Origin of the sequence: Pseudomonas sp. PDM27 (assembly GCF_019219205.1) — a bacterium.
GTDB classification, from domain to species: Bacteria; Pseudomonadota; Gammaproteobacteria; order Pseudomonadales; family Pseudomonadaceae; genus Aquipseudomonas; species Aquipseudomonas laurylsulfatiphila.
Genome location: NZ_JAHUWF010000007.1, coordinates 83,862 through 105,408, shown reverse-complemented (window position 1 = coordinate 105,408; position 21,547 = coordinate 83,862). Strand labels below are relative to the sequence as shown.

The window sequence follows — 21,547 nt, the reverse complement described above, 5'->3', positions numbered from 1 at the left end:
CAGTAAGGTCTTTGTCGACTAAGGCTTTGTGCATGACATTTTTGCGCCCTACCCTGCTGACGCTCGCTTGCCTGCTCGCCTCACCGGGCTTCGCCGACGACCTGCCGTCACTCGGCGACGCCAGTTCTGCCATTGTCTCGCCACAACAGGAATACCAGCTCGGCCGCGCCTGGCTGGCCATGTTGCGCAGCCAGGTTTCGCAGCTCAACGACCCGCAACTCAAGAATTACGTGGAATCCAGCGTTTACCGCCTGCTGGAGACCAGCCAGGTCACTGACCGACGCCTGGAGTTCATCCTGATCAACAGCCCGCAGCTCAACGCCTTTGCGGCGCCGGGCGGGATCGTCGGGGTCAACGGTGGCTTGTTCCTCAACGCCCAGACCGAAGGCGAATATGCCTCGGTACTGGCGCACGAACTGGCTCACTTGTCGCAGCGCCACTTTGCCCGAGGTATCGAAGCGCAACAACGCATGCAAGTCCCCATGATGGCGGCATTGCTGGCGGGTATCGTGGTAGCGGCCGCGGGTGGCGGTGACGCCGGGATCGCAGCCATTGCCGGCACACAGGCAGCAGCTATTCAGGAACAGCGGCGATTCTCCCGCCAGAACGAACAGGAAGCCGACCGTATCGGCCTCCTCAATCTGGAAAAGGCCGGTTACGACCCCCGCTCGATGCCCACCATGTTCGAGCGCCTGGGGCGTCAGTATCGCTACGATGCCAAGCCGCCGGAGTTCCTGCTGACTCACCCGGTCACCGAATCGCGTATCGCCGACACCCGCAACCGCGCCGAGCAGTTTCCAACGGGCGGCATTGAAGACAGCATGCGCTACCAGCTGATCCGCGCACGCGTACAGCTGATCTATGAGGAAACTCCGGGGCTCGGCGCCAAGCGCTTCCGCGCCCAGCTCGACGAGAACCCGAAAAACGACGTGGCACGCTACGGCCTGGCGATCGCCCAGATCAAGGGCGGCCAACTGAACGAAGCACGGGAAAACCTCAAGCAGTTGCTGGCCAAGTCACCCAACGAAATCATCTACAACCTGGCTCAGGTCGACCTGGACATCACCAACAATCGCCTGGCGGATGCCCAGTCCCGGGTTGACCGCTTGATGACCCAATACCCTGGCAACTACCCGCTGAACCAGGTGCGCGTCGACCTGCTGCTCAAGCAAAACCGCACCGCAGATGCGGAGAAAGCCCTCGAAGGCCTGCTCAAGTCACGGCCGGATGACCCGGACGTGTGGTATCAGGTTGCCGAGACGCGTGGCCTGTCGGGCAATATCATCGGCCTGCATCAGGCGCGCGCCGAATATTTTGCCCTGGTCGGGGACTACAAGCAGGCCATTCAGCAACTGGACTTCGCCAAACGCAAGGCCGGCAGCAACTTCCCGCTGTCTTCGCGGATCGACGCGCGGCAACGCGAGCTGATGGAACAGGAGCGCTTGATCAAGGACATGATGGGCTGACGCCCTTGCAAAAAGTCCGGACATAAAAAAACCGCCTCTTTCGAGGCGGTTTTTTATTCAGCCATCAACCGGGTTATTCAGCCAGTTTGAAGGTGATGAAGCTCGCACGACCTTGACGCAGTACCCGCATCGACACCGAGCGGTTCTTCGGTAGCGCCTTGGCGATGTCCGCGAACTCCTTGGCGGAACCGATGGCCTGGTTGTTCAGGTGGGTGATCACATCACCCGGCTGCAGGCCGATCATGGCGGCAGGACCGTCCTGCACTTCCTTGATCACCACACCACCTTTGAGGTCGTAGGTTTTCTTCTGGTCGTCAGTCAGTTCGACCACGGAAACACCGAGGCGATTGCTGCTGCGTTCGATGCTGGATTTTGGCTCGGCGCCCATTTCCTTGTCGTCATCCGGAATGGCACCGACGGTCAGCTCGACATTTTTGCGCTTGCCGTCACGAATCACTTCCAGATCGGCCTTGGCACCAGCCTTCAATGCGCCAACGAGGTGCGGCAAGTCGGCCGACATGACGATTGGCTGACCGTTCATGCTCAGGATCACGTCGCCCACTTGCAGGCCACCCTTGGCAGCCGGGCCATCATCCTGGATCTGGGCAACCAGCGCACCCGCCGGTTTCTCCAGGCCGAACGACTCGGCGAGGTCCTTGCTCACTTCCTGAATCACCACGCCCAGCCAGCCACGGCTGACCTTGCCACCGGATTTCAGCTGATTGGAAACATCCATGGCCACGTCGATCGGGATTGCAAACGACACGCCCATGAAGCCACCGGAGCGGGTATAGATCTGCGAGTTGATCCCGACCACTTCACCGTTGAGGTTGAACAGCGGTCCGCCCGAGTTACCCGGGTTGATCGGCACGTCGGTCTGGATGAACGGCACATAGTTTTCGTTCGGCAGGCTGCGACCGACGGCGCTGACGATACCCTGGGTCACCGTATGGTCAAAGCCGAACGGCGAACCGATAGCAACCACCCACTGGCCGGCCTTCAGGTCCTGGGATTTACCGAGCTTGAGCACCGGCAGATCCTTGCCTTCGATTTTCAGCAGCGCCACGTCGGAACGTGGATCGGTACCGACCAGCTTGGCCTTCATTTCGCTGCGATCGGCCAGACGGACGAGGATTTCGTCTGCGTCGGCGATCACGTGGTTATTGGTCAGGATGTAGCCGTCAGACGAGATGATGAAACCCGAGCCCAGGGAGGTTGCCTCGCGCTGACGGTCGCGAGGAGAACGCGATTGCGGCGGCATGCCCCGCTCGAAGAATTCGCGCAGCATTGGCGGCAGGCCTTCAAGGTCGGGCATTTGCTGGCTGACTTTGCGATCCGGCAGCTTTTGCGTGGTACTGATGTTCACGACCGCGGGCGAGGCCTGTTCGACCAGTTGCGTAAAGTCAGGCAATTCGACCGCTTGGGCGGTGACCGCCTGACCGAGCACCAGCACGGTGGCAATAATGGAAAGGTAGGACTTCAAGCGTGGTATCGACATACGGCTCCCGTTACGACGAGCAGGGTTAAGCGATATGGAGCAAGGAACACCGGGAACAATACGCCGGTATTTTTGTTCCGGGAACAACAAACAAGGCCAGAGCCGAGGGGCTCTGACCTATAAGAAATTTAAGGGATTTTTGCAAATTGAAATGCTCACGAAACATTTCGAATTCAGCTCACTGCTTGGTTGCAGTGGCGTCGGTGCGCATTGAAAGCGCTATCCGCTCAGCAGTACCGACCGGTATCTCGCCGACGACGGTCACCATCATGTCACCCTGTGCCGTGGTCAAGCGCCGGGAAACCGCAACGGTCGGCCCCAACTGAGTACGGGTGTCGGTGACGGCTGCGCCATTCAACGGCTCGAGGAATACCGAAAAACGCGCCAGGCCATCGTCGTACATCAGGCTATTGACCTGGGTCTTGGTCTGAGGATCCTTGCGAGCGGTACTGCTGGTCAGCTCGAAGCCGGGTGGCAACCAGTCGGAATGCCAGACCTGTGCAGCCTTGACGGCAGAAGCCTTGTCACCTTCGAGGTTGACTGGCTTGCAATCATTACTGGCCTGCAGATCCTTTTCGGAGGGAACGTCGGCCGTATCCAGTTGCGTGAACTGGAAGCGCTCCAGCAACCGCCCCTTGTCGTCCAATAACAAAGACTTCAGAGGCAGGCCGGTTTCCTTGTCCAGATGCAGCTCAAAACCGTAGCGGTGTTGATCCCGGGGTTTCAGCGATACGATCACCGCCGAACGCCCGGCAACACGCGACTTGCCGATGACGGCGAGGTCATACCAATTCTTGAGCTTTTGAGGATCGAGTGCACGGGCAGCGGAGTTGGGAGAGTCCCCCAGCCCTGCTATCAGTGTGCCGCTGACGCATTGAGTATGCCCATCAATGCGAACGACTTCCTGAGCGGAGCCGTCGAGCTGGATCAATCGCTCGCGGACCTTTCCATCCTGGACCAGGTGCCAGATGTTATGGGTAGAAAAACTACCGTTACGCTCGTAGACGAAAGTACCCTGAAAGCTTTGCTGCTGCTCTGCCTGGCCCAGGCGGGTCAACCAGTCCTGGGCATCATCAGCTTGGGCTGGAACGATGAACCAGCCGCTGAGCAGAAGCGAAAGTAGAGGTATGGCGCGCATGATCCTCCTTAACGGTTTTCCAGACTTGCCGCACGAGCGTAAGGCAGAGCGCTCTCAGTACCTTTCAGTGCAGCCTGTTGTGCATGTTGGCGCAAGTAGCCTGGCAGACGCTGATCGTGCCAGCCTGGTTGACCTTGCAAAACGCCATTGGCCATTGGGCCTGTAGCTTCCGAACTCTCATTGTAGCCTGCCAGGACAGCAGGGCCTTTTACTTGAGGAACGGCCAGGGCGGGTTGACTGGATTGCTGGGCCAGTTCGGCACCGGCGATCTCATCCTGGTTGTACAGACGCACACCGGCCAGTACCGCCAGGGTCACAGAAGCTGCGACCGCCAGACGACCCAGGTTGCGCCATGGACCGCGGGACGCTTTTGCCGGTGAGGCTTCGTCAGCCAGGGCAGCAGAAACAGCCGCGGCGATGTCCAGGCGTGGAAGCAGCAGATCCTTGTGCATCACTGCCCGAGCGATCTGATAACGAGCCCAGGTGTCACGGGTTTCAACATCGTCGCAGGCATTCAATACCCGACGCAATTCCAATTCGTCCGCTTCGTTATCCATCACTGCGGACAGCGATTCCTGCAGGGCTTCACGACTCATGGCGTTCCTCTCTTGGCTGTCGCCGCTGTCTTTAGTTTTCCTGCAACAACGGCTGCAGGGCTTTGTCGATGGCCTCCCGGGCGCGGAAAATCCGGGAGCGCACGGTGCCTACCGGACATTGCATGACGCTCGCAATGTCCTCGTAACTCAGACCATCAAACTCACGTAAAGTTAAAGCCGTACGCAAATCTTCCGGCAGTTGCTGAATGGTTCGATGGACGGTGCCTTCGATCTCATCCCGCAGCAAAGCCCGTTCTGGCGACTCGAGATCCTTGAGGCCATGATCGCCATCGTAGAACTCTGCATCTTCGGAACTGACATCGCTATCCGGCGGCCGACGGCCGCGTGAAACCAGATAGTTTTTCGCCGTGTTGATGGCGATGCGGTAAAGCCACGTATAAAACGCGCTGTCTCCGCGAAAATTTCCAAGTGCACGGTACGCCTTGATAAAGGCTTCTTGTGCCACATCCTGGGCTTCATGGGTGTCGTGCACAAAACGCACGATCAACCCGAGAATTTTGTGCTGGTATTTCAGCACTAGCAGATCGAAAGCACGCTTGTCGCCGCGCTGAACGCGTTCGACCAGTTGCTGATCCTCTTCCTGGGTTAGCATGAACACTCCTCGATGAGCTCGGAGGAGGCTTGCAGAAGTAAACCACCAGACTTGCAAACATAGACTCGGGCTTTTCGCAAAAGTTCTCCCCCTCCAGGCAAGTTTCCTGCGGGCTCTGATTTGGCACGCACGAAAAGCGCAGCGCGAGTGGGCCCGGCTGCGCGAATAATCTTGTCATCGGATTCTTCGCCAGGGATCGAACTGCAATCCTGTACTGAATCCGACGCTGTCCCTTGTTTCAGGCAACGGTCTATTGATCTTGGCCCTTTGGCAAAAGTTCCAAATATTTATAGCTGCACCGAACCGACATTGTGCAACCGTGAAGCGAAAAAGACTGTTAAATCGGCGATACAGTCATTCTCGCGCGCAACGGGCAGAAAAACATCCGACGAAGCGCCCGACATTTTGCGTCACAGTAGTTTCACAATGCCATGCTGGCTCGGGTATTGTGCCGTCCCCCCCCTCTATATACTAGTGGGCTGTGCGGCTGACTCGACTCGCCAGTCCAGCTGCGCCACCCCCGACCCGGGTCGCTTTGAGCGGAATCCTGAAATGAGCCAACAGTTTCAACACGATGTTCTGGTAATTGGCAGCGGTGCTGCCGGCTTGAGCCTGGCGCTGACCTTGCCCGGTCATTTGCGCATTGCCGTATTGAGCAAAGGCAACCTCGCCAATGGCTCGACGTTCTGGGCCCAGGGTGGCGTTGCCGCCGTGCTGGACGACACCGATACCGTTGAATCCCATGTCGATGACACCCTCAATGCCGGCGGCGGCCTGTGCCATGAAGACGCGGTGCGCTTTACCGTCGAGCACAGCAAGGAAGCGATTCAATGGCTGATCGACCAGGGCGTGCCCTTTACCCGCGATGAACAGTCGAGCAATGAAGATGGCGGGTTCGAATTCCACCTGACCCGCGAAGGCGGTCACAGCCATCGGCGCATCATCCACGCCGCCGATGCCACGGGCGCTGCCATTTTCACCACCCTGCTCGAGCAGGCCAGGAAACGGCCGAACATCGAACTGCTGGAACAGCGGGTTGCGGTAGACCTGATCACCGAGAAACGCCTCGGACTCGAAGGCGACCGCTGCCTCGGTGCTTATGTGCTCAATCGCGGCACCGGCGAAGTCGATACCTATGGCGCCCGCTTTGTGATCCTCGCCTCCGGGGGAGCGGCCAAGGTTTACCTGTACACCAGTAACCCCGACGGCGCCTGCGGCGATGGCATCGCCATGGCCTGGCGCTCGGGCTGCCGGGTGGCGAACCTGGAATTCAACCAGTTTCACCCCACCTGCCTGTATCACCCGCAAGCCAAGAGCTTCCTGATCACCGAAGCCCTGCGCGGCGAGGGCGCCCACCTCAAGCTGCCCAACGGCGAGCGCTTCATGCAGCGCTTCGATCCACGGGCAGAGCTGGCGCCACGGGACATCGTCGCCCGGGCCATCGACCATGAAATGAAGCGCCTGGGCATCGATTGCGTCTATCTGGACATCAGCCACAAGCCCGAAGCCTTCATCAAGACGCACTTCCCGACGGTGTACGAACGCTGCCTGGAATTTTCCATCGACATCACCAAACAGCCGATTCCGGTGGTCCCGGCGGCGCACTACACCTGCGGTGGCGTAATGGTCGATCAACAGGGCCGCACCGACGTGCCGGGGCTGTACGCCATTGGCGAAACCAGTTTCACCGGCCTGCACGGCGCCAACCGCATGGCCAGCAACTCGCTGCTTGAATGTTTCGTTTATGCCCGCTCGGCGGCCGCGGACATTCTCGAACAGTTGCCCCGGATTCCGATGCCCGCCCCCCTCCCCGCCTGGGATGCGAGCCAGGTCACCGATTCCGATGAAGACGTGATCATTGCGCATAACTGGGATGAGCTGCGGCGGTTCATGTGGGACTACGTTGGCATCGTGCGCACCAACAAGCGCCTGCAACGGGCACAACACCGCGTGCAATTGTTGCTGGATGAAATCGACGAGTTCTATAGCAACTACAAGGTCAGCCGGGATTTGATCGAGCTGCGCAACCTGGCCCAGGTGGCCGAGCTGATGATTCTGTCAGCCATGGAGCGCAAGGAAAGCCGTGGCCTGCATTACACCCTCGATTACCCGGACATGTTGCCGGTCGCGCTGGACACTATTCTGGTGCCGCCCACCTACGTCGGCTGAATTTGAGCCGGACCCGCAGGCGTCGGTGCACATCCGCCGCCTGCGCATCCCGGGGCACGCAAATGGCCCTGACCCGGCGCTCGCCCCGCAGACGGAAACGCAAGACCACCACCAACGGCAGCGCCAGGCTGTCCGGCCTCAGCTGCGCGGGCTGCCAACCCTTGGCCCGACTCCACAACTGCCAGCCATCGGCATCGCGCCGCAAGCCGCAAAAGGCTTGCGGGTGCGTCAGCAGGATTTGCCGGGGCAGCAGCCATGCGCCGTGAGCCACGCACAGCACGACGCCGAGCGAGCTGGCCCAGAGCGGAATCGACAATAGAAACAATGAACCCAACGCGAACAGCTGGGCCAGCAGATACGCCGCCAGCAACTGCCGTGAGGCATGCCAGCGGCATTCAAACACGTTACTTGGGCTGGACACGGTCCAGGATCATGCGGACCATGCGTTGCAGCTCGGGATCTTCCGATTCGCTGCGTTCCATGAACCAGCCGAACATGTCCTGATCCTCACACGTCAGCAGTCGGACGTACAACGCGCGATCCACCTCGTTGAGCGTTGCGTAAACCTCTTTCGTGAACGGTACCAGCAACACGTCAAGCTCAAGCATGCCACGGCGGCTGTGCCAAAAGAGGCGGTTCAGTTCAACATCTTCGACCATGGAGCGCTCCTCAAATAGGCCGCAAGTATACAGGCCCGCGCACCGTCGAACAGTCGGCTTTGGTCGGGCACCGACGAACCTTTGTTAACTACCCATTTCCAAGGCAGCCCCTTATGATGTCCTCCAGACTTTTTACTCTGCGATGACCCATGGCCGATTCTGCTTTTTTCTGCACTCTTTCTCATGAAGGCGTTCTCGCGGTCCGCGGCGCGGACGCCAGCAAATTCCTGCAAGGCCAACTGACCTGCAACCTCAATTACTTGAGCGATACCCGGGCCAGCCTCGGTGCGCGCTGCACGCAGAAAGGCCGGATGCAATCGAGCTTTCGCATCCTGCTCGAAGGTGACGGCGTGGTCCTGGCCATGGCCAGCGAATTGCTCGAACCGCAACTGGCGGACCTGAAAAAATACGCGGTGTTTTCCAAATCGAAACTGACCGACGAAAGTGCCGCCTGGGTCCGCTTCGGCATTGACCATGGCGACGCCGCACTGGCCAGCCTCGGCCTGGACCTGCCGGCAGAAACCGACAGCGTCGTGCGCAGCGATGGACTGATTGCCATCCGTGTTTCGCCGCAACGCGCCGAGTTGTGGGTCGCCGCAAGTCTTGCCGATGCGGTCAAAGGCAAGCTGTCGGCAGTGCTGAGCGAAGGTGACCTGAATCAATGGTTGCTGGGCCAGGTCCGTGCCGGGATTGGCCAGGTCATGCCCGGTACCCGCGAGTTGTTCATCCCGCAGATGCTCAACCTGCAAGCGGTCGGTGGCGTGAGCTTCAAGAAAGGTTGCTACACCGGCCAGGAGATCGTCGCGCGCATGCAGTACCTGGGCAAGCTCAAGCGTCGCCTGTATCGCCTGCAACTGACTGCCGGCGAGCTGCCTGAACCGGGTACCCCGCTGTTTTCCCCGACCCATGGCAGCTCCATCGGCGAAGTGGTGCTGGCTGCCCGCGCCGGGCAAGGCATCGAGCTCCTGGCGGTGTTGCAAGCCGAAGCAGCAGACAGTGGAGACATCCACCTGGGCGCGCTTGAAGGGCCGTCCTTGCAGCTGCTCGACCTGCCTTATGAACTGGACCGCGATCGCGAAATCCAGCAATAACGGCAGCACTTGGCGTTACACCAAGGGGGCGTTCTCAATTAGTTTTCACGTCGCGCCGGGTCTGCTGTTGTGCAGGGCAAGGCGCGAGAAGCGTGGTTTGGTCATTCCAAATAAGCTTCGAGCAACGCAGCCCTGCACAACAGCAGGCCCGGCCCTTCGGGTTGTGCCTTAAAGCGGGCCAGGCTGCGTTGCAGGCCTTGGAAAGGGAACAACCATTCCCAGCGGCCTGCGCCTTGCCTGGCCCGCTTTAAGGCGACAACGCGACGGGAAAACTAATTGAGAACGCCCCCCAGAGAGACTAAATGAGCGAGCTGGCGGAAAAGGTCCAACAGGATTTGGTTGAGGCCATCAATAACGATGACCTGGTTCTGCCAACGTTACCGGAAGTGGCCCTGCAAATTCGCAAGGCCGCGGAAAACCCGGAAGTCAGTGTCAGTACCCTGAGCAAAGTGATCGGCCGTGATACCGCGCTGTCGGCGCGCCTGATCAAAGTGGTCAACAGCCCGCTGTTGCGCGCGACCCAGGAAGTGACCGACCTGCACACCGCGATCACTCGCCTGGGCATCAACTACAGCTGCAACCTGGCGATCGGCCTGGTCATGGAGCAGATTTTCCACGCCCGCTCCGACGTGGTGGAACAGAAAATGCGCGAAGTCTGGCGCAAAAGCCTGGAAATAGCCGGCGTCAGCTATGCCCTGTGCCGCAGTTATACCCGGCTCAAGCCCGACCAGGCCGCCCTTGGCGGGCTGGTGCACCAGATCGGCGTGCTGCCGATCCTGACCTACGCCGAAGATCACTATGAACTGCTGTCCGACCCGGTCAGCCTCAACCATGTGATCGACCGGATTCATCCGCTGATCGGCGAAAAACTGCTCAAGGTCTGGGACTTTCCCGACATGCTGGTGCAGGTGCCGCAGCTCTACCTGAATTTCAAACGCCAGTCGGCGCAGGTCGACTATGTGGATCTGGTGCAGGTGGCCAGCCTGTATTGCCACAAGGACACCGACCATCCGTTCGCTCGTATTGACCCGTTGAGCGTGCCGGCCTTCAATGCGCTTGGCATCGACATCGACGATGAGGCGATGTGCGCCGACCTGGAAGAAACACGCACGATGTTTTACTGATCAAAGACCGCGTCGCCCCCTTCGCGAGCAGGCTCGCTCCCACATTGGATCTATGCAACACCACAAATCCCTGTGGGAGCGAGCCTGCTCGCGAAGGGGGCTGAACAGACGCTGCATCACTCCCCTGCAACAAAGCTCACCCGCACCTTCAACCCCGCCCGCTCTCCATCATGCAGGCTGATCTGCGCCAGATGCGCGCGGCAGATCTCGCCGACAATCGCCAACCCCAACCCAGAACCGGCCACGTGCTGATTGCGCCGGTAAAAGCGTTCGAATACCCGGTCGCGCTCCTCAAGAGGAATGCCGGGGCCATCATCTTCGACTTCCAGCACGGCGGGAGCCGAGACCCGCAGAATCACATTGCCGCCCGGCGGCGTGTGAGCCAGTGCGTTGTCCACCAGATTGCTCAGCAGTTCGTTCAACAGCGTCGGCTCGCCCCGCAACCAGACGGGCTCATCCGCTTCCAGCGCCAGCGCGATGCCGCGCTTGTGGGCCAACGGCGCCATGGCCATGCCCAGTTCCCGAGCCAATTGACTGAGGTCGAGCAACTGCGCGCCACCCTCGGCAATCGCCCGGGCACCATTTTCGACCCGTGCCAGGGAAAGCAACTGATTGGCCAGGTGGGTCAAGCGGTCAGTGCCCTGGGCGGCGGTCTCCAGCGTGCTGCGCCAGGTATCGGGCTCGGCCGAGCGCATGCCCAGCTCCAGTCGCGCCTTGAGGGCTGCCAATGGCGTGCGCAGCTCGTGGGCGGCGTCGGCAATGAATTGCGCCTGCTTCTCGAACTGTCCACGTAGACGCTCGGTAAAGTGATTGAGGGCGCGCACCAGCGGCCACAATTCGCGCTGCACTTCCACCAACGGCAAGGGGCGCAGATCGTCCGGCTGGCGCTCTTCAACCGCCGTGCGCAAGCGTTCCAGCGGGCGCAACGCGGCACTCACCGCAAACCACACCAGCATCAACGCACCGATTGCCAGCATGCCCAGGCGCAGCAACGTATCCGCCGCCAGACTGCGGGCCATGCTGACGCGCGCTTCATCGGTTTCGGCCACGCGGATTTCCGCCATGCCGTTCATGTTGGGCTCGCTCACGGGCTTGAGCAGGCTCACCACGCGCACGTTCTGCCCGCGGTACTGGGCGTTGTAGAAACGCGCCAGCGCCGGATAGTCATCGGTGCGCGGCGTTCCCGGCGGTGGCGCGGGCAGGTTTTCGTAACCGGAAATCAGCTTCTGATTGATGTCGTTGACCAGGTAGAAAATTCGCCCGGCACTGTCGTAGGCAAAGGTATCGAGGGCCACGTAGGGCACGTCGGCACTCAGGGTGCCGTCGCGCTGGGAGACGCCGGCAGCGATGGTGCGCGCCGAGGCCAGCAAGGTCCGGTCATAGGCCGTGTCGGCGGCTTCACGACCGTTCCAGTAGGCGCTCAACCCGCTGGCCAACATCAACACCACCAACAGCAGCGCCAGGTTCCACAACAACCGCCAGCGCAGGCTGCTGGGCTTATGCATCGCGGCTTTCCAGCAAGTAACCGAGGCCACGGAAGGTCACGATGGCGACCGGCTGGCCATCCAGTTTCTTGCGCAGGCGGTGCACGTAGATTTCGATCGCATCGGGACTGGCCTCTTCATCCAGACCGAACACTTGTGACGCCAGTTGCTCCTTGCTCATCACCCGACCGGGGCGTGCGATCAGGGCTTCGAGTACCGCTTGCTCGCGGGAGGTCAGGGTCAGCAATTCTTCACCGAGGGTGAAACGCCGGGTTTCCAGGTCATAGGCCAGCACACCACAACGCTGGATACGTTCACCACCCAGCACACTGCGGCGCAGCAACGCCTTGACCCGGGCCTCGAGTTCGGTCAGTTCGAACGGCTTGGCCAGGTAATCGTCGGCGCCGAGGTTCAGGCCATGGACCCGATCCTTGACGTCGCTGCGGGCGGTCAGCATCAGTACCGGCAGGTTCTTGCCCCGCGCCCGCAGGCGCGCCAGCACTTCGAAACCATCCATGCGCGGCAAGCCGACATCGAGGATCGCCATGGCGTATTCCTCGCTGCCCAGCGCCAGGTCGGCGGCCACGCCATCGTGCAGGACGTCCACGGTCAGCCCGGTGCTCTTGAGCGCCTGGGCGACACTTTCGGCGAGCTGCAAATGGTCTTCGACGAGCAGGACACGCATGGATCTATACCTCGTTCAGGGATGGCCGACGCCATTCTTTGGCGCGGAGTTTACAGCCGCAATCACCGCTGTGAAGCCCGAAAAACCGTGACAGCCCGCTGAAAGGTTAGCGAAAGGTTGGGTGGTTAGAGTCGCACCACGGATGGTTTCGACTGCCGACCATCGAATCGTAGTTTGAAAACGTGCTTTGACATGTAACTACCGAAAAACGCCTCGAAGCGTTTTCGCCAATAAGAACAATAAACGAGGTACTGCACCATGCTGTCCACACAGCTTCAGGCTTGCCCGCCCCGCCCTTTCTCTTGCTCCCCGATGTTTACGCTTGCCAGCGCCGAAGCCGGCTGCCCGTCGCTTGATCCGTATGGATTCGAAAACGCCGGCACCGCGCGAAATCGTCGCACCTGAATCATCCCGAAAAACAAAAACTCCACTGGAGACAAAAATGAATCGTTCAATGCGCCGTTTCGCCCTCGCCGCCAGCTGTGTGCTGTTCGCCGGCCAACTCATGGCCGAGCCTAAACGCCCGGAATGCATCGCCCCGGCCTCGCCAGGTGGTGGTTTCGACCTGACCTGCAAACTGGCGCAAAGCGCGCTGATCAACGAAAAGCTGCTGACCAAACCGATGCGGGTGACCTACATGCCCGGCGGTGTCGGCGCGGTGGCGTACAACGCGGTGGTCGCCCAGCGTCCGGCCGATGCCGGTACGTTGGTGGCCTGGTCCAGTGGTTCGCTGCTGAACCTGGCCCAAGGCAAGTTCGGTCGTTTCGATGAAAGCAATGTGCGCTGGCTGGCCGCCGTCGGCACCAGCTACGGCGCGATCGCGGTGAAGAGCGATTCGCCCTACAAGACCCTCGACGATCTGGTCCAGGCCTTGAAGAAAGATCCGAGCAAAGTGGTGATCGGTTCCGGCGGCACCGTCGGCAGCCAGGACTGGATGCAGACCGCGCTGATCGCCAAGGCCGCCGGGATCAACCCGCGTGACCTGCGTTACGTCGCCCTCGAAGGTGGCGGCGAAATCGCCACGGCCCTGCTCGGCGGTCATATCCAGGTTGGCAGCACCGACATTTCCGACTCCATGCCACACATCCAGAGCGGTGACATGCGCCTGCTGGCGGTGTTCTCCGACAAGCGTCTGGACGAGCCGGAAATGAAGGACATACCGACCGCCCGCGAGCAAGGCTATGACATCGTCTGGCCGGTGGTGCGCGGCTTCTATCTCGGGCCAAAAGTCAGCGATGAAGACTACGCCTGGTGGAAAGACTCCTTCGACAAACTGCTGGCCTCTCCCGAGTTCGCCAAGCTGCGCGACCAACGTGAACTGTTCCCGTTCGCCATGACCGGCCCGGAGCTGGACACCTATGTGAAGAAGCAGGTCGCGGACTACAAAGTGCTGGCCAAAGAGTTCGGCCTGATCCAGTGATCGCCCCTGTCTAGCGGCTGCGACTCCGTTTGGCGGAGTCGCGGCACAGGAGTTCCCCATGCTCTTACAACGCATTTTTGCTTCAGTGCTGTTGCTGGCCTGTCTCAGCCTGGTGCTGATGGCCTTGCCCTACCAGGCACCTTTTTCCTACGAACCAATCGGCCCCCGCGCGTTCCCCCTGTTGATGCTGGGGCTGATGGGCCTGGCGCTGGTTTACATGGTGTATCGCCCCTCGCCAATCAAGCACACCGATGAAGATCCGCCGATGGATCGCGAGACCCTGACCAAAATTGGTGTTTGCGTCCTGTTGCTGCTGGTCTTCGCCGGGCTGTTCGAACCGCTGGGTTTCATCCTCAGCAGCATGCTGGTTGGCATTCCAATGGCTCGCTTGTACGGCGGGCGCTGGCTGCCGGGCGCGATCATCATCAGCCTGATGAGCGTCGGCCTGTACCTGCTGTTCGACAAAGTCATGGACGTGCCACTGCCTCTGGGCCTGCTCGACGTTCTGGAGAACTGATATGGATACGCTTGGTTACTTGAGTCACGGCTTCGGCGTCGCACTCACCCCTTACAACCTGGTGACCGCACTCAGCGGTACGCTGATCGGTACGGTCGTCGGCCTGCTTCCGGGGCTGGGTCCGATCAATGGCGTGGCGTTGTTGATCCCGATCGCTTTCGCCCTCGGCCTGCCACCGGAGTCGGCGCTGATCCTGCTGGCCGCGGTTTACCTGGGTTGCGAGTACGGCGGTCGTATCAGTTCGATCCTGCTGAACATCCCGGGCGAAGCTTCCACTGTCATGACCACCCTCGATGGCTACCCGATGGCCCGCCAGGGCCTGGCCGGTGTGGCGTTGTCGTTGTCGGCGTGGAGTTCGTTCATCGGCGCCTTCATTGCGACCTGCGGGATGGTCGTGTTCGCGCCGATGCTGGCGAAATGGGCGATTGCCTTCGGTCCGGCGGAGTATTTCGTACTGATGGTGTTCGCCATTGTCTGCCTCGGCGGCATGGCGGGTGACCGGCCGCTCAAGACGTTCATCGCGGCGCTGATCGGCTTGTTCCTGTCGACTGTCGGCATTGATGCCAACAGCGGCGTTTACCGTTTCACCGGGGACAACATCCACCTCACCGACGGCATTCAATTCGTGGTCTTGGTGCTGGGCCTGTTTTCCATCAGCGAAATCCTCCTGCTGCTGGAAAAAACCCACCGTGGCCAGGAAGCCTTCCAGGCCACCGGCCGGATGCTGTTCAACTTCAAGGAAGCCGCTTCGGTGTTCTGGGTGAACATGCGTTGCGGTGTGCTCGGTTTCATCATGGGCGTGTTGCCGGGTGCGGGCGCCACACTGGCCAGCGCCGTGGCCTACATGACCGAGAAACGTATCGCCGGCCCAAGCGGAAAATTCGGACAAGGCGACAAGCGTGGCCTGGCTGCACCGGAAACCGCCATTGGCGCCGAAGCGTGCGGTGCACTGGTGCCGATGCTGACCCTCGGTGTTCCCGGCTCGGGCACCACGGCCGTGATGATCGGCGCGTTGTCGCTGTACAACATCACGCCGGGCCCACTGCTGTTTCAACAGCAACCGGACATCGTCTGGGGCCTGATCGCTTCGTTGTTCATCGCCAACATCATGCTGGTGATCCTCAATATTCCGATGATCCGGATCTTCACCAAAATCCTTGCCGTACCGAACTGGGCGCTGGTGCCGATGATCGCGATCATCACCGCCATTGGCGTGTACGCCGTGCATGCCACGACCTTCGATCTGTTCCTGATGATCGGCATCGGCATCTTCGGTTACATCCTGCGCAAGCTGGACTTCCCGTTGTCCCCGGTTTTGCTGGGTTTCATCCTCGGTGGCTTGATGGAGCAGAACCTGCGTCGGGCGCTGTCGATTTCCAACGGTTCGCTGGATATTCTCTGGTCGAGCGGTATCACCGTCGGTGTCTGGGGGTTGATCGTGGTCATGTTGCTGGTGCCCATTGTGCGCATCTGGCGTAAACGTTCGGTTACCCGGCGCGTTATCGCCGATGTCTGATCGAACACCCTTCAAAGCCTGGTGGGGAACCCCGCTGGTCGGCCTGCTGGGCGGTTACCTCGCCAGCCAGGTCGGCTGGCCTTTGCCGTGGATGGTCGGCTCGTTGCTGGCGATCATCCTCGTGCGCTGCCTGACCCCCTGGCAATTGGCCGAAATCCCTGGCGGCCGCAAGTGCGGCCAGTGGATCGTCGGCATCGGTATCGGCCTGCACTTCACCCCGCTGGTGATGGAGCAGGTGCTCAGCCATTTCGGTCTGATCTTCTTCGGTGCGTTGGTCACCAGCCTGTCCGCCGTGGTCGGCGTGTGGCTGATGCGCCGCACCGGTGAAGATCGCGCCACCGCGTTCTTTTCCAGCATGCCCGGCGGTTCCGGGGAAATGGTCAACCTCGGCGCCCGCAATGGCGCGGTGCTCAGCCGTGTGGCGGCGGGGCAAAGTTTGCGGGTGTTGGTGGTGGTGCTGTGCGTACCGGCAGCCTTCAAGTATTTGCTGGGTGACGGTGCGCCGATTTCCCACGCGGGCAGCATCGATTGGCGCTGGCTGGCGGTGCTGTTTCCTGCTGGTGCATTGGCGGCCTGGATCTGGGAACGCCTGCGTCAACCCAACCCCTGGCTGTTCGGGCCTTTGCTGGTCAGTGCGGCGGTCAGCATCGGCTGGGATCTGCACATCGGCTTGCCCAATGGCGGCAGCCAGATCGGCCAGTGGTTGATCGGCAGTGGTCTGGGCTGTCACTTCAACCGGCAGTTTTTCCGGCGTGCACCATCGTTCATGGGCCGCACCTTGATCGGCACGGTGCTGACCATGCTGATTGCGACTGCCGCAGCACTGGGCTTGAGTGCGCTGACCCACCTGGATCTGCGTTCACTGACATTGGGCATGATGCCGGGTGGTATCGCCGAGATGAGCCTGACGGCGGAGACCCTGCAATTGTCAGTGCCGCTGGTGACGGCGATGCAGGTGATGAGGTTGTTGTTTGTGCTGTTTCTGGCGGAGCCGTTGTTCAAGTATTGGAATCGCAATCCGGAGTAAGACCGAGTCGACTTCATCGCGAGCAGGCTCGCTCCCACAGGGTTCGCGTGATCTCTGTGGGAGCGAGCCTGCTCGCGAAGGGGCCAGCCCCTTCAACACATCAAACCGGCGGCAACCGCCACTCGATCGGCGTCTCGCCATTCTGCTCCAGAAACTTGTTGGTCCGGCTGAAGTGCCCGCAACCGAGGAAGCCGCGATAGGCGGACAGCGGTGACGGGTGTACCGAGGTCAACACCAGGTGCTTGGTCGCATCGATCAGCTTCTGCTTGCTCTGCGCATGGGCGCCCCACAGCATGAACACCAGGTGCGGCTGCTGTTGGCTGACCACTTCAATGACCCGATCGGTGAAAAACTGCCAGCCCTTGTCCTTGTGGGCATTGGCGTTGGCGCGCTCGACGGTCATGGTGGTGTTGAGCATCAGCACGCCCTGATCGGCCCAGCTCTGCAGGTAGCCATGGCTGGGGATGTCGATGTTCAGGTCGCGCTTGAGCTCTTTATAGATGTTCACCAACGACGGTGGTGCCGGCACGCCGGGTTGCACCGAGAAGCACAAACCGTGGGCCTGGCCCGGGCCGTGATAGGGATCCTGACCGAGGATCACCACCTTGACCTTGTCCAGCGGCGTGGAATTGAGCGCGTTGAAAATCATCGGCCCCGGCGGATAGATCTCCTTGCCGGCCGCCCGTTCCTGTTGCAGGAAGTTTCGCAACTCTGCCATGTAGGGCTGGTCGAATTCGGCACGCAGTGCCTCCTTCCAGCCCGGTTCGAGTTTGATACGGTCGTCAGCAGTCATGGTTACATCCGGCAAAAACAATGGGGCGAACCCTAGGAAAGCTCACCACGCTTGTCAATTGATCTGATACAGATCCGGCACTTTCCCACACAGCGATCATACTTAACCCTCAAATTCCCGATCGAGGTCACGATGAATCTGCACTTCGAAGAACTCACCGGCACCGACGGCGCGCGCATCGGCATCGCCAGCCTGGATGCCGAAAAATCCCTGAACGCCCTGTCCCTGCCGATGATCAACGCCCTGCGCGATCGCATGGAAGCCTGGGCCAAGGACCCGCAGATCGTCTGCGTCCTGTTACGCGGCAATGGCGCCAAGGCCTTTTGTGCCGGCGGTGAAGTGCGCAGCCTGGTGGAAGCCTGTCGCGTCCATCCGGGTGAAGTACCGCCACTGGCTGCGCAGTTTTTTGCGGCGGAATATCGCCTGGACTTCAAACTGCACACCTACCCCAAGCCGTTGATCTGCTGGGGGCACGGCTATGTGCTTGGCGGCGGCATGGGACTGTTGCAAGGAGCGAGCACCCGTATCGTCACCCCGAGCAGCCGCCTGGCCATGCCGGAGATCAGCATCGGCCTGTACCCGGATGTTGGCGCCAGCTGGTTCCTGTCGCGCCTGCCCGGCAGGCTCGGGTTGTTCCTGGGCCTGACCGGCGCGCATATGAACGGCCGCGATGCCATCGATCTGGACCTGGCGGATCGTTTTCTGCTCGATGAGCAGCAGCCGGATTTGATCGAAGGCCTGCTGCAACTGAACTGGCAGGAACAGACACCCATGCAGCTCAACAGCCTGCTCAAGGCCTTGCAGCAGGAAGCCTTGGCGCAGATGCCCGAAGCCCAGTGGTTGCCGCGCCGCCGGCAGATCGACGAGCTACTGGATGTCAGCGATGTGCGTTGCGCCTGGAAGGCCATCAGCGCCCTGCGCGATCACAGCGACCTGTTGCTCAGTCGCGCGGCCAGGACCCTGAGTGAAGGCGCGCCGCTGACCGCGCATCTGGTATGGGAACAGATCATCCGGGCCCGGCACCTGTCGCTGGCCGAAGTCTTCCAGATGGAATACACCCTGAGCCTCAACTGCTGCCGTCATCCGGAATTCAGCGAAGGTGTGCGTGCACGGTTGATCGACAAGGACCAGAAGCCGCACTGGCACTGGCCGGACATCAACAACGTGCCGGATGCGGTGGTGGAGGCGCATTTTCACAAGGCCTGGGAAGGTCGGCATCCGCTGGCGGATTTGTCCGAATACTGAACAAACTGTGGGAGCGAGCCTGCTCGCGAAGACGGAGTGCCTGACACACCGCCATCGCGAGCAGGCTCGCTCCCACAGGTTTGACATTTGACTGACAGATTAGCGGTGGCCGCCCCGCCCGTTACGATAGCCGCGACCGTTACCGCGATAGTCGTTGTTCCAGTTCCCGCGGTTACGGCCGTCCCAGCCATGGTTCTGATGCGTGCGGTAGTCGCCCCGCGACGGTTGATAATAACGAGGGGCCGACTGGTAATGGCGAGACGATTGATACATCCGCGGCGGCGAGTAATGGCGCGACGGCTGATACACCCGCGGTTGTGAGTAATAGCGCGGTGTCGGCTGGTAATACCGCGCTGGAGGCACGTAGTACCGGGGTGGCGGTGTGTAGTAACCGCCACCATTGGAGTAGTAGGAACTCCCCCCGGCGTAATAGGTTGGCGATGGCGAGGTATAGACCTCGGAACTGTAGTAACTGCCTCCTTCATCGTAGTAAGGCACGCACCCACCAAGGGACAATCCCAACACTGCAAGCAGTAGAATTCGGCGCAGCTTGTTTTGACAGAGCATGGCGGCCTCCTGGACCGCGGATGAGCCACACCAGCGACGCTGGCAGGCGACAGTCAAATGTTCGGTGACTGTCGAAAGATCAGACACCGAATTCGGGATCTGGTGCGTCCTTGAAATAAGTAGAAACATCTGCCCGATGAAAGGTTTTTCATCCATTCACGCCCTGATCAACGGTGTCCACCGCCGTGATGTCCACCGCCATGATGTCCACCACCGTGGCCACGGTAGTAACCATGCCCACCGAAGTAAAAGGCGCGATAACCACCGTAATAACGCGGACCGTAGTAACCGTAGTAATAAGGCGAGTAGTAACCGGGGTAGTAATAAGATCCCCCGTAGACGTCGACAGGACCGTCGTAGTAGTAGCAGCCAGACAGTCCGAGACCAAGCACTGCACCCAACAACAATCGACGTAACATGGCGGCCTCCGTAAAGACCTGTGACAGCAGTCGGCACACACCGGCTGACACCTGTTTTGACTGGCAATCCCCTGCCAAGTGCGACGTTGCACCCACCTTCTGATCAGCGGCAGACAGGTTCCATTGCGGTGCACCCGCGCACCATCACAAGGCAGCGCGCCCCTCCGATCAGCACCGTCGACCTCCCTGTCCCCCACGCTAGAGCGCTCGGGCCAACTTGGCACGCCTCTCGCTTTAACAACCCCGTGCAGGAGTCACTACAGGTTCGCGGCACCACAATTTGCAAATGGCTGACTAGGGTTCCGGCTCGCAATCGCGAGTGACTGGTCCGAGAGTTGGCGACCTCCAGTTGAGGTTACACGGCGGGACAAAAGCCCGGGAGACAAGCCACCGTTAGCGGTGCCGCTGCCGTCCTGTGCGTCCTTGATCAACTGGAGAACCACCATGTCCCAGCTTCGTTTACCCGCCCTGCTCGCCGCTGCGTTCGCCGCCGTCGTGAGCTTCTCGTCCCAGGCTGCCCAGAAAGACCACTTCAGCGTGTGCTGGACCATTTACGCCGGCTGGATGCCGTGGGAGTACGCCGGCAGCCAGGGCATCGTCGACAAATGGGCGAAGAAGTACGGCATCCAGATCGATGTGGTGCAGCTCAATGACTATGTCGAATCGATCAACCAGTACACCGCCGGCCAGTTCGACGGCTGCACCATGACCAACATGGACGCGCTGACCATTCCGGCCGCCGGCGGCGTCGACAGCACCGCGCTGATCGTCAGCGACTTCTCCAACGGCAACGACGGCATCGTGCTCAAGGGCGAAGGCAAGAAAGTCGCCGACCTCAAGGGCATGGACGTCAACCTGGTGGAGCTCTCGGTCTCCCATTACCTGCTGGCCCGCGCCCTGGATTCGGTGGACCTCACCGAGAAAGACCTGAAAGTGGTCAATACCTCCGACGCCGATATCTCGGCCGCCTTCAACACCGAACAGGTCAACGCCGTCACCACCTGGAACCCGATGCTCTCGGACATCAAGGCCAAGCCCGCGGTGACTGAAGTGTTCAATTCGAGCCAGATCCCTGGCGAAATCATGGACATGATGGTGGTCAACAGCACCACCCTCAAAGACAACCCGGCCCTGGGCAAGGCACTGACCGGTGCCTGGTTTGAAGTGGTCGAGTTGATGAACGCGAAAAACGCCGCCGGCAAAGCCGCGCTGGAACACATGGCCAAGGCCTCGGGCACTGATCTGGCGGGTTTCCAGGCGCAATTGGACACCACCAAGTTGTTCGCCACGCCCAAGGAAGCCCTGGCGTTCAGCACCAGCAAGCAACTGCCGGAAACCATGCGCAAAGTCGCCGAGTTCTCCTTCCAGCACGGCTTGCTGGGTGAAGGCGCCAAGGACACCAGCGCGGTCGGCATGGCCTTCGCCAACGGCGTGACCAGTGGCGACAAAGGCAACCTCAAGCTGCGCTTCGACCCGAGCTACGTGCAGTTGGCTGCCGACGCCAAGTTGTAAACAGAGGA

Annotated in this window: 21 protein-coding genes and 1 riboswitch; of the genes, 10 read left to right on the top strand and 11 right to left on the bottom strand. The window is 60.6% G+C overall.

The window, feature by feature from the left end:
• The first annotated feature begins 32 nt into the window (after positions 1-32).
• On the top strand, positions 33-1,466 hold the full coding sequence (locus KW838_RS16120; RefSeq protein ID WP_102698987.1) for a M48 family metalloprotease: 1,434 nt from the start codon (positions 33-35) through the stop codon (positions 1,464-1,466).
• A 73-nt stretch (positions 1,467-1,539) separates the two neighbouring features.
• On the opposite strand, the gene KW838_RS16115 is transcribed toward KW838_RS16120, so the two are convergent.
• The 4 genes from KW838_RS16115 to rpoE form a co-directional block, all read right to left on the bottom strand.
• Positions 1,540-2,964, bottom strand: coding sequence for a DegQ family serine endoprotease (locus KW838_RS16115; protein WP_102698988.1), 1,425 nt, complete (start codon positions 2,962-2,964; stop codon positions 1,540-1,542).
• Between the two features lie 178 nt (positions 2,965-3,142).
• Positions 3,143-4,102, bottom strand: coding sequence for a MucB/RseB C-terminal domain-containing protein (locus tag KW838_RS16110; protein ID WP_102698989.1), 960 nt, complete (start codon positions 4,100-4,102; stop codon positions 3,143-3,145).
• A gap of 8 nt (positions 4,103-4,110) precedes the next feature.
• The gene (locus tag KW838_RS16105; protein WP_102698990.1) at positions 4,111-4,698 is read right to left on the bottom strand and encodes a sigma-E factor negative regulatory protein; all 588 of its coding nucleotides are present in this window, start codon (positions 4,696-4,698) and stop codon (positions 4,111-4,113) included.
• A gap of 31 nt (positions 4,699-4,729) precedes the next feature.
• A complete protein-coding gene (gene rpoE / locus KW838_RS16100; RefSeq protein WP_003172477.1) occupies positions 4,730-5,311 on the bottom strand; it encodes an RNA polymerase sigma factor RpoE in 582 nt (193 codons plus the stop codon).
• 552 nt (positions 5,312-5,863) lie between these two features.
• Between rpoE and nadB the strand changes: the two genes are divergently transcribed.
• Complete coding sequence (gene nadB / locus KW838_RS16095) at positions 5,864-7,480, top strand: L-aspartate oxidase (protein WP_218501693.1); 1,617 nt, start codon at positions 5,864-5,866, stop codon at positions 7,478-7,480.
• On the opposite strand, the gene KW838_RS16090 is transcribed toward nadB, so the two are convergent.
• Positions 7,449-7,901 (bottom strand): protein YgfX, encoded by a 453-nt coding sequence (locus KW838_RS16090; protein ID WP_218501691.1) that lies wholly within the window; start codon positions 7,899-7,901, stop codon positions 7,449-7,451. The two genes, nadB and KW838_RS16090, sit on opposite strands and share 32 nt — an antisense overlap.
• Positions 7,885-8,139, bottom strand: coding sequence for a succinate dehydrogenase assembly factor 2 (locus KW838_RS16085; protein WP_007979797.1), 255 nt, complete (start codon positions 8,137-8,139; stop codon positions 7,885-7,887). The genes KW838_RS16090 and KW838_RS16085 overlap by 17 nt, the downstream gene beginning before the upstream one ends.
• Positions 8,140-8,288: 149 nt before the next feature.
• Here KW838_RS16085 and KW838_RS16080 point away from each other — a divergent pair, with 149 nt between their 5' ends.
• The gene (locus KW838_RS16080) at positions 8,289-9,230 is read left to right on the top strand and encodes a folate-binding protein YgfZ (RefSeq protein ID WP_218501689.1); all 942 of its coding nucleotides are present in this window, start codon (positions 8,289-8,291) and stop codon (positions 9,228-9,230) included.
• Between the two features lie 302 nt (positions 9,231-9,532).
• Positions 9,533-10,354, top strand: coding sequence for an HDOD domain-containing protein (locus tag KW838_RS16075; protein WP_218501688.1), 822 nt, complete (start codon positions 9,533-9,535; stop codon positions 10,352-10,354).
• A 116-nt stretch (positions 10,355-10,470) separates the two neighbouring features.
• Here the strand turns inward: KW838_RS16075 and KW838_RS16070 are convergent, their stop codons facing one another.
• The gene (locus KW838_RS16070; protein WP_102698995.1) at positions 10,471-11,859 is read right to left on the bottom strand and encodes a sensor histidine kinase; all 1,389 of its coding nucleotides are present in this window, start codon (positions 11,857-11,859) and stop codon (positions 10,471-10,473) included.
• Positions 11,852-12,523, bottom strand: a complete 672-nt coding sequence (locus KW838_RS16065) for a response regulator (protein WP_007979804.1) — start codon at positions 12,521-12,523, stop codon at positions 11,852-11,854. The genes KW838_RS16070 and KW838_RS16065 overlap by 8 nt, the downstream gene beginning before the upstream one ends.
• Before the next feature lie 442 nt (positions 12,524-12,965).
• On the opposite strand from KW838_RS16065, the gene KW838_RS16060 reads away from it, so the two are divergent.
• From KW838_RS16060 to KW838_RS16045, 4 genes are read left to right on the top strand one after another with little or no spacing between them, the layout of a single operon-like run.
• Complete coding sequence (locus KW838_RS16060; RefSeq protein ID WP_218501686.1) at positions 12,966-13,943, top strand: tripartite tricarboxylate transporter substrate binding protein; 978 nt, start codon at positions 12,966-12,968, stop codon at positions 13,941-13,943.
• A 58-nt stretch (positions 13,944-14,001) separates the two neighbouring features.
• On the top strand, positions 14,002-14,460 hold the full coding sequence (locus KW838_RS16055; RefSeq protein ID WP_102698996.1) for a tripartite tricarboxylate transporter TctB family protein: 459 nt from the start codon (positions 14,002-14,004) through the stop codon (positions 14,458-14,460).
• 1 nt (position 14,461) lies between these two features.
• Positions 14,462-15,976, top strand: a complete 1,515-nt coding sequence (locus KW838_RS16050; protein ID WP_008050724.1) for a tripartite tricarboxylate transporter permease — start codon at positions 14,462-14,464, stop codon at positions 15,974-15,976.
• Complete coding sequence (locus tag KW838_RS16045) at positions 15,969-17,003, top strand: AbrB family transcriptional regulator (RefSeq protein ID WP_218501684.1); 1,035 nt, start codon at positions 15,969-15,971, stop codon at positions 17,001-17,003. The genes KW838_RS16050 and KW838_RS16045 overlap by 8 nt, the downstream gene beginning before the upstream one ends.
• 100 nt (positions 17,004-17,103) lie before the next feature.
• Here the strand turns inward: KW838_RS16045 and ung are convergent, their stop codons facing one another.
• Entirely contained in the window at positions 17,104-17,796 is a 693-nt protein-coding gene (ung, locus tag KW838_RS16040) for a uracil-DNA glycosylase (protein ID WP_218501683.1), read from the bottom strand.
• 132 nt (positions 17,797-17,928) lie between these two features.
• On the opposite strand from ung, the gene KW838_RS16035 reads away from it, so the two are divergent.
• Complete coding sequence (locus tag KW838_RS16035; protein WP_218501682.1) at positions 17,929-19,041, top strand: enoyl-CoA hydratase/isomerase family protein; 1,113 nt, start codon at positions 17,929-17,931, stop codon at positions 19,039-19,041.
• Between the two features lie 99 nt (positions 19,042-19,140).
• On the opposite strand, the gene KW838_RS16030 is transcribed toward KW838_RS16035, so the two are convergent.
• Positions 19,141-19,608, bottom strand: coding sequence for a hypothetical protein (locus KW838_RS16030; protein WP_218501680.1), 468 nt, complete (start codon positions 19,606-19,608; stop codon positions 19,141-19,143).
• Positions 19,609-19,775: 167 nt separating this feature from the next.
• Positions 19,776-20,027, bottom strand: coding sequence for a hypothetical protein (locus tag KW838_RS16025; RefSeq protein ID WP_218501678.1), 252 nt, complete (start codon positions 20,025-20,027; stop codon positions 19,776-19,778).
• Between the two features lie 283 nt (positions 20,028-20,310).
• Positions 20,311-20,411: riboswitch (guanidine-I (ykkC/yxkD leader) on the top strand.
• A gap of 60 nt (positions 20,412-20,471) precedes the next feature.
• Between KW838_RS16025 and KW838_RS16020 the strand changes: the two genes are divergently transcribed.
• A complete protein-coding gene (locus tag KW838_RS16020; RefSeq protein WP_218501676.1) occupies positions 20,472-21,539 on the top strand; it encodes a putative urea ABC transporter substrate-binding protein in 1,068 nt (355 codons plus the stop codon).
• Positions 21,540-21,547: the final 8 nt, after the last annotated feature.

Bases quoted from the DNA above. Each gene is read 5' to 3' on its own strand.
- KW838_RS16120 (WP_102698987.1), top strand. From the start codon at position 33: ATGACATTTTTGCGCCCTACCCTGCTGACGCTCGCTTGCCTGCTCGCC.
- KW838_RS16080 (WP_218501689.1), top strand. From the start codon at position 8,289: ATGGCCGATTCTGCTTTTTTCTGCACTCTTTCTCATGAAGGCGTTCTC.
- KW838_RS16110 (WP_102698989.1), bottom strand. From the start codon at position 4,102: ATGCGCGCCATACCTCTACTTTCGCTTCTGCTCAGCGGCTGGTTCATC.
- KW838_RS16030 (WP_218501680.1), bottom strand. From the start codon at position 19,608: ATGCTCTGTCAAAACAAGCTGCGCCGAATTCTACTGCTTGCAGTGTTG.
- KW838_RS16065 (WP_007979804.1), bottom strand. From the start codon at position 12,523: ATGCGTGTCCTGCTCGTCGAAGACCATTTGCAGCTCGCCGAAAGTGTC.
- KW838_RS16115 (WP_102698988.1), bottom strand. From the start codon at position 2,964: ATGTCGATACCACGCTTGAAGTCCTACCTTTCCATTATTGCCACCGTG.
- KW838_RS16075 (WP_218501688.1), top strand. From the start codon at position 9,533: ATGAGCGAGCTGGCGGAAAAGGTCCAACAGGATTTGGTTGAGGCCATC.
- KW838_RS16055 (WP_102698996.1), top strand. From the start codon at position 14,002: ATGCTCTTACAACGCATTTTTGCTTCAGTGCTGTTGCTGGCCTGTCTC.
- KW838_RS16050 (WP_008050724.1), top strand. From the start codon at position 14,462: ATGGATACGCTTGGTTACTTGAGTCACGGCTTCGGCGTCGCACTCACC.
- KW838_RS16105 (WP_102698990.1), bottom strand. From the start codon at position 4,698: ATGAGTCGTGAAGCCCTGCAGGAATCGCTGTCCGCAGTGATGGATAAC.
- KW838_RS16035 (WP_218501682.1), top strand. From the start codon at position 17,929: ATGAATCTGCACTTCGAAGAACTCACCGGCACCGACGGCGCGCGCATC.
- KW838_RS16085 (WP_007979797.1), bottom strand. From the start codon at position 8,139: ATGGTCGAAGATGTTGAACTGAACCGCCTCTTTTGGCACAGCCGCCGT.
- KW838_RS16060 (WP_218501686.1), top strand. From the start codon at position 12,966: ATGAATCGTTCAATGCGCCGTTTCGCCCTCGCCGCCAGCTGTGTGCTG.
- KW838_RS16070 (WP_102698995.1), bottom strand. From the start codon at position 11,859: ATGCATAAGCCCAGCAGCCTGCGCTGGCGGTTGTTGTGGAACCTGGCG.
- nadB (WP_218501693.1), top strand. From the start codon at position 5,864: ATGAGCCAACAGTTTCAACACGATGTTCTGGTAATTGGCAGCGGTGCT.
- KW838_RS16045 (WP_218501684.1), top strand. From the start codon at position 15,969: ATGTCTGATCGAACACCCTTCAAAGCCTGGTGGGGAACCCCGCTGGTC.
- KW838_RS16025 (WP_218501678.1), bottom strand. From the start codon at position 20,027: ATGTTACGTCGATTGTTGTTGGGTGCAGTGCTTGGTCTCGGACTGTCT.
- KW838_RS16020 (WP_218501676.1), top strand. From the start codon at position 20,472: ATGTCCCAGCTTCGTTTACCCGCCCTGCTCGCCGCTGCGTTCGCCGCC.
- ung (WP_218501683.1), bottom strand. From the start codon at position 17,796: ATGACTGCTGACGACCGTATCAAACTCGAACCGGGCTGGAAGGAGGCA.
- rpoE (WP_003172477.1), bottom strand. From the start codon at position 5,311: ATGCTAACCCAGGAAGAGGATCAGCAACTGGTCGAACGCGTTCAGCGC.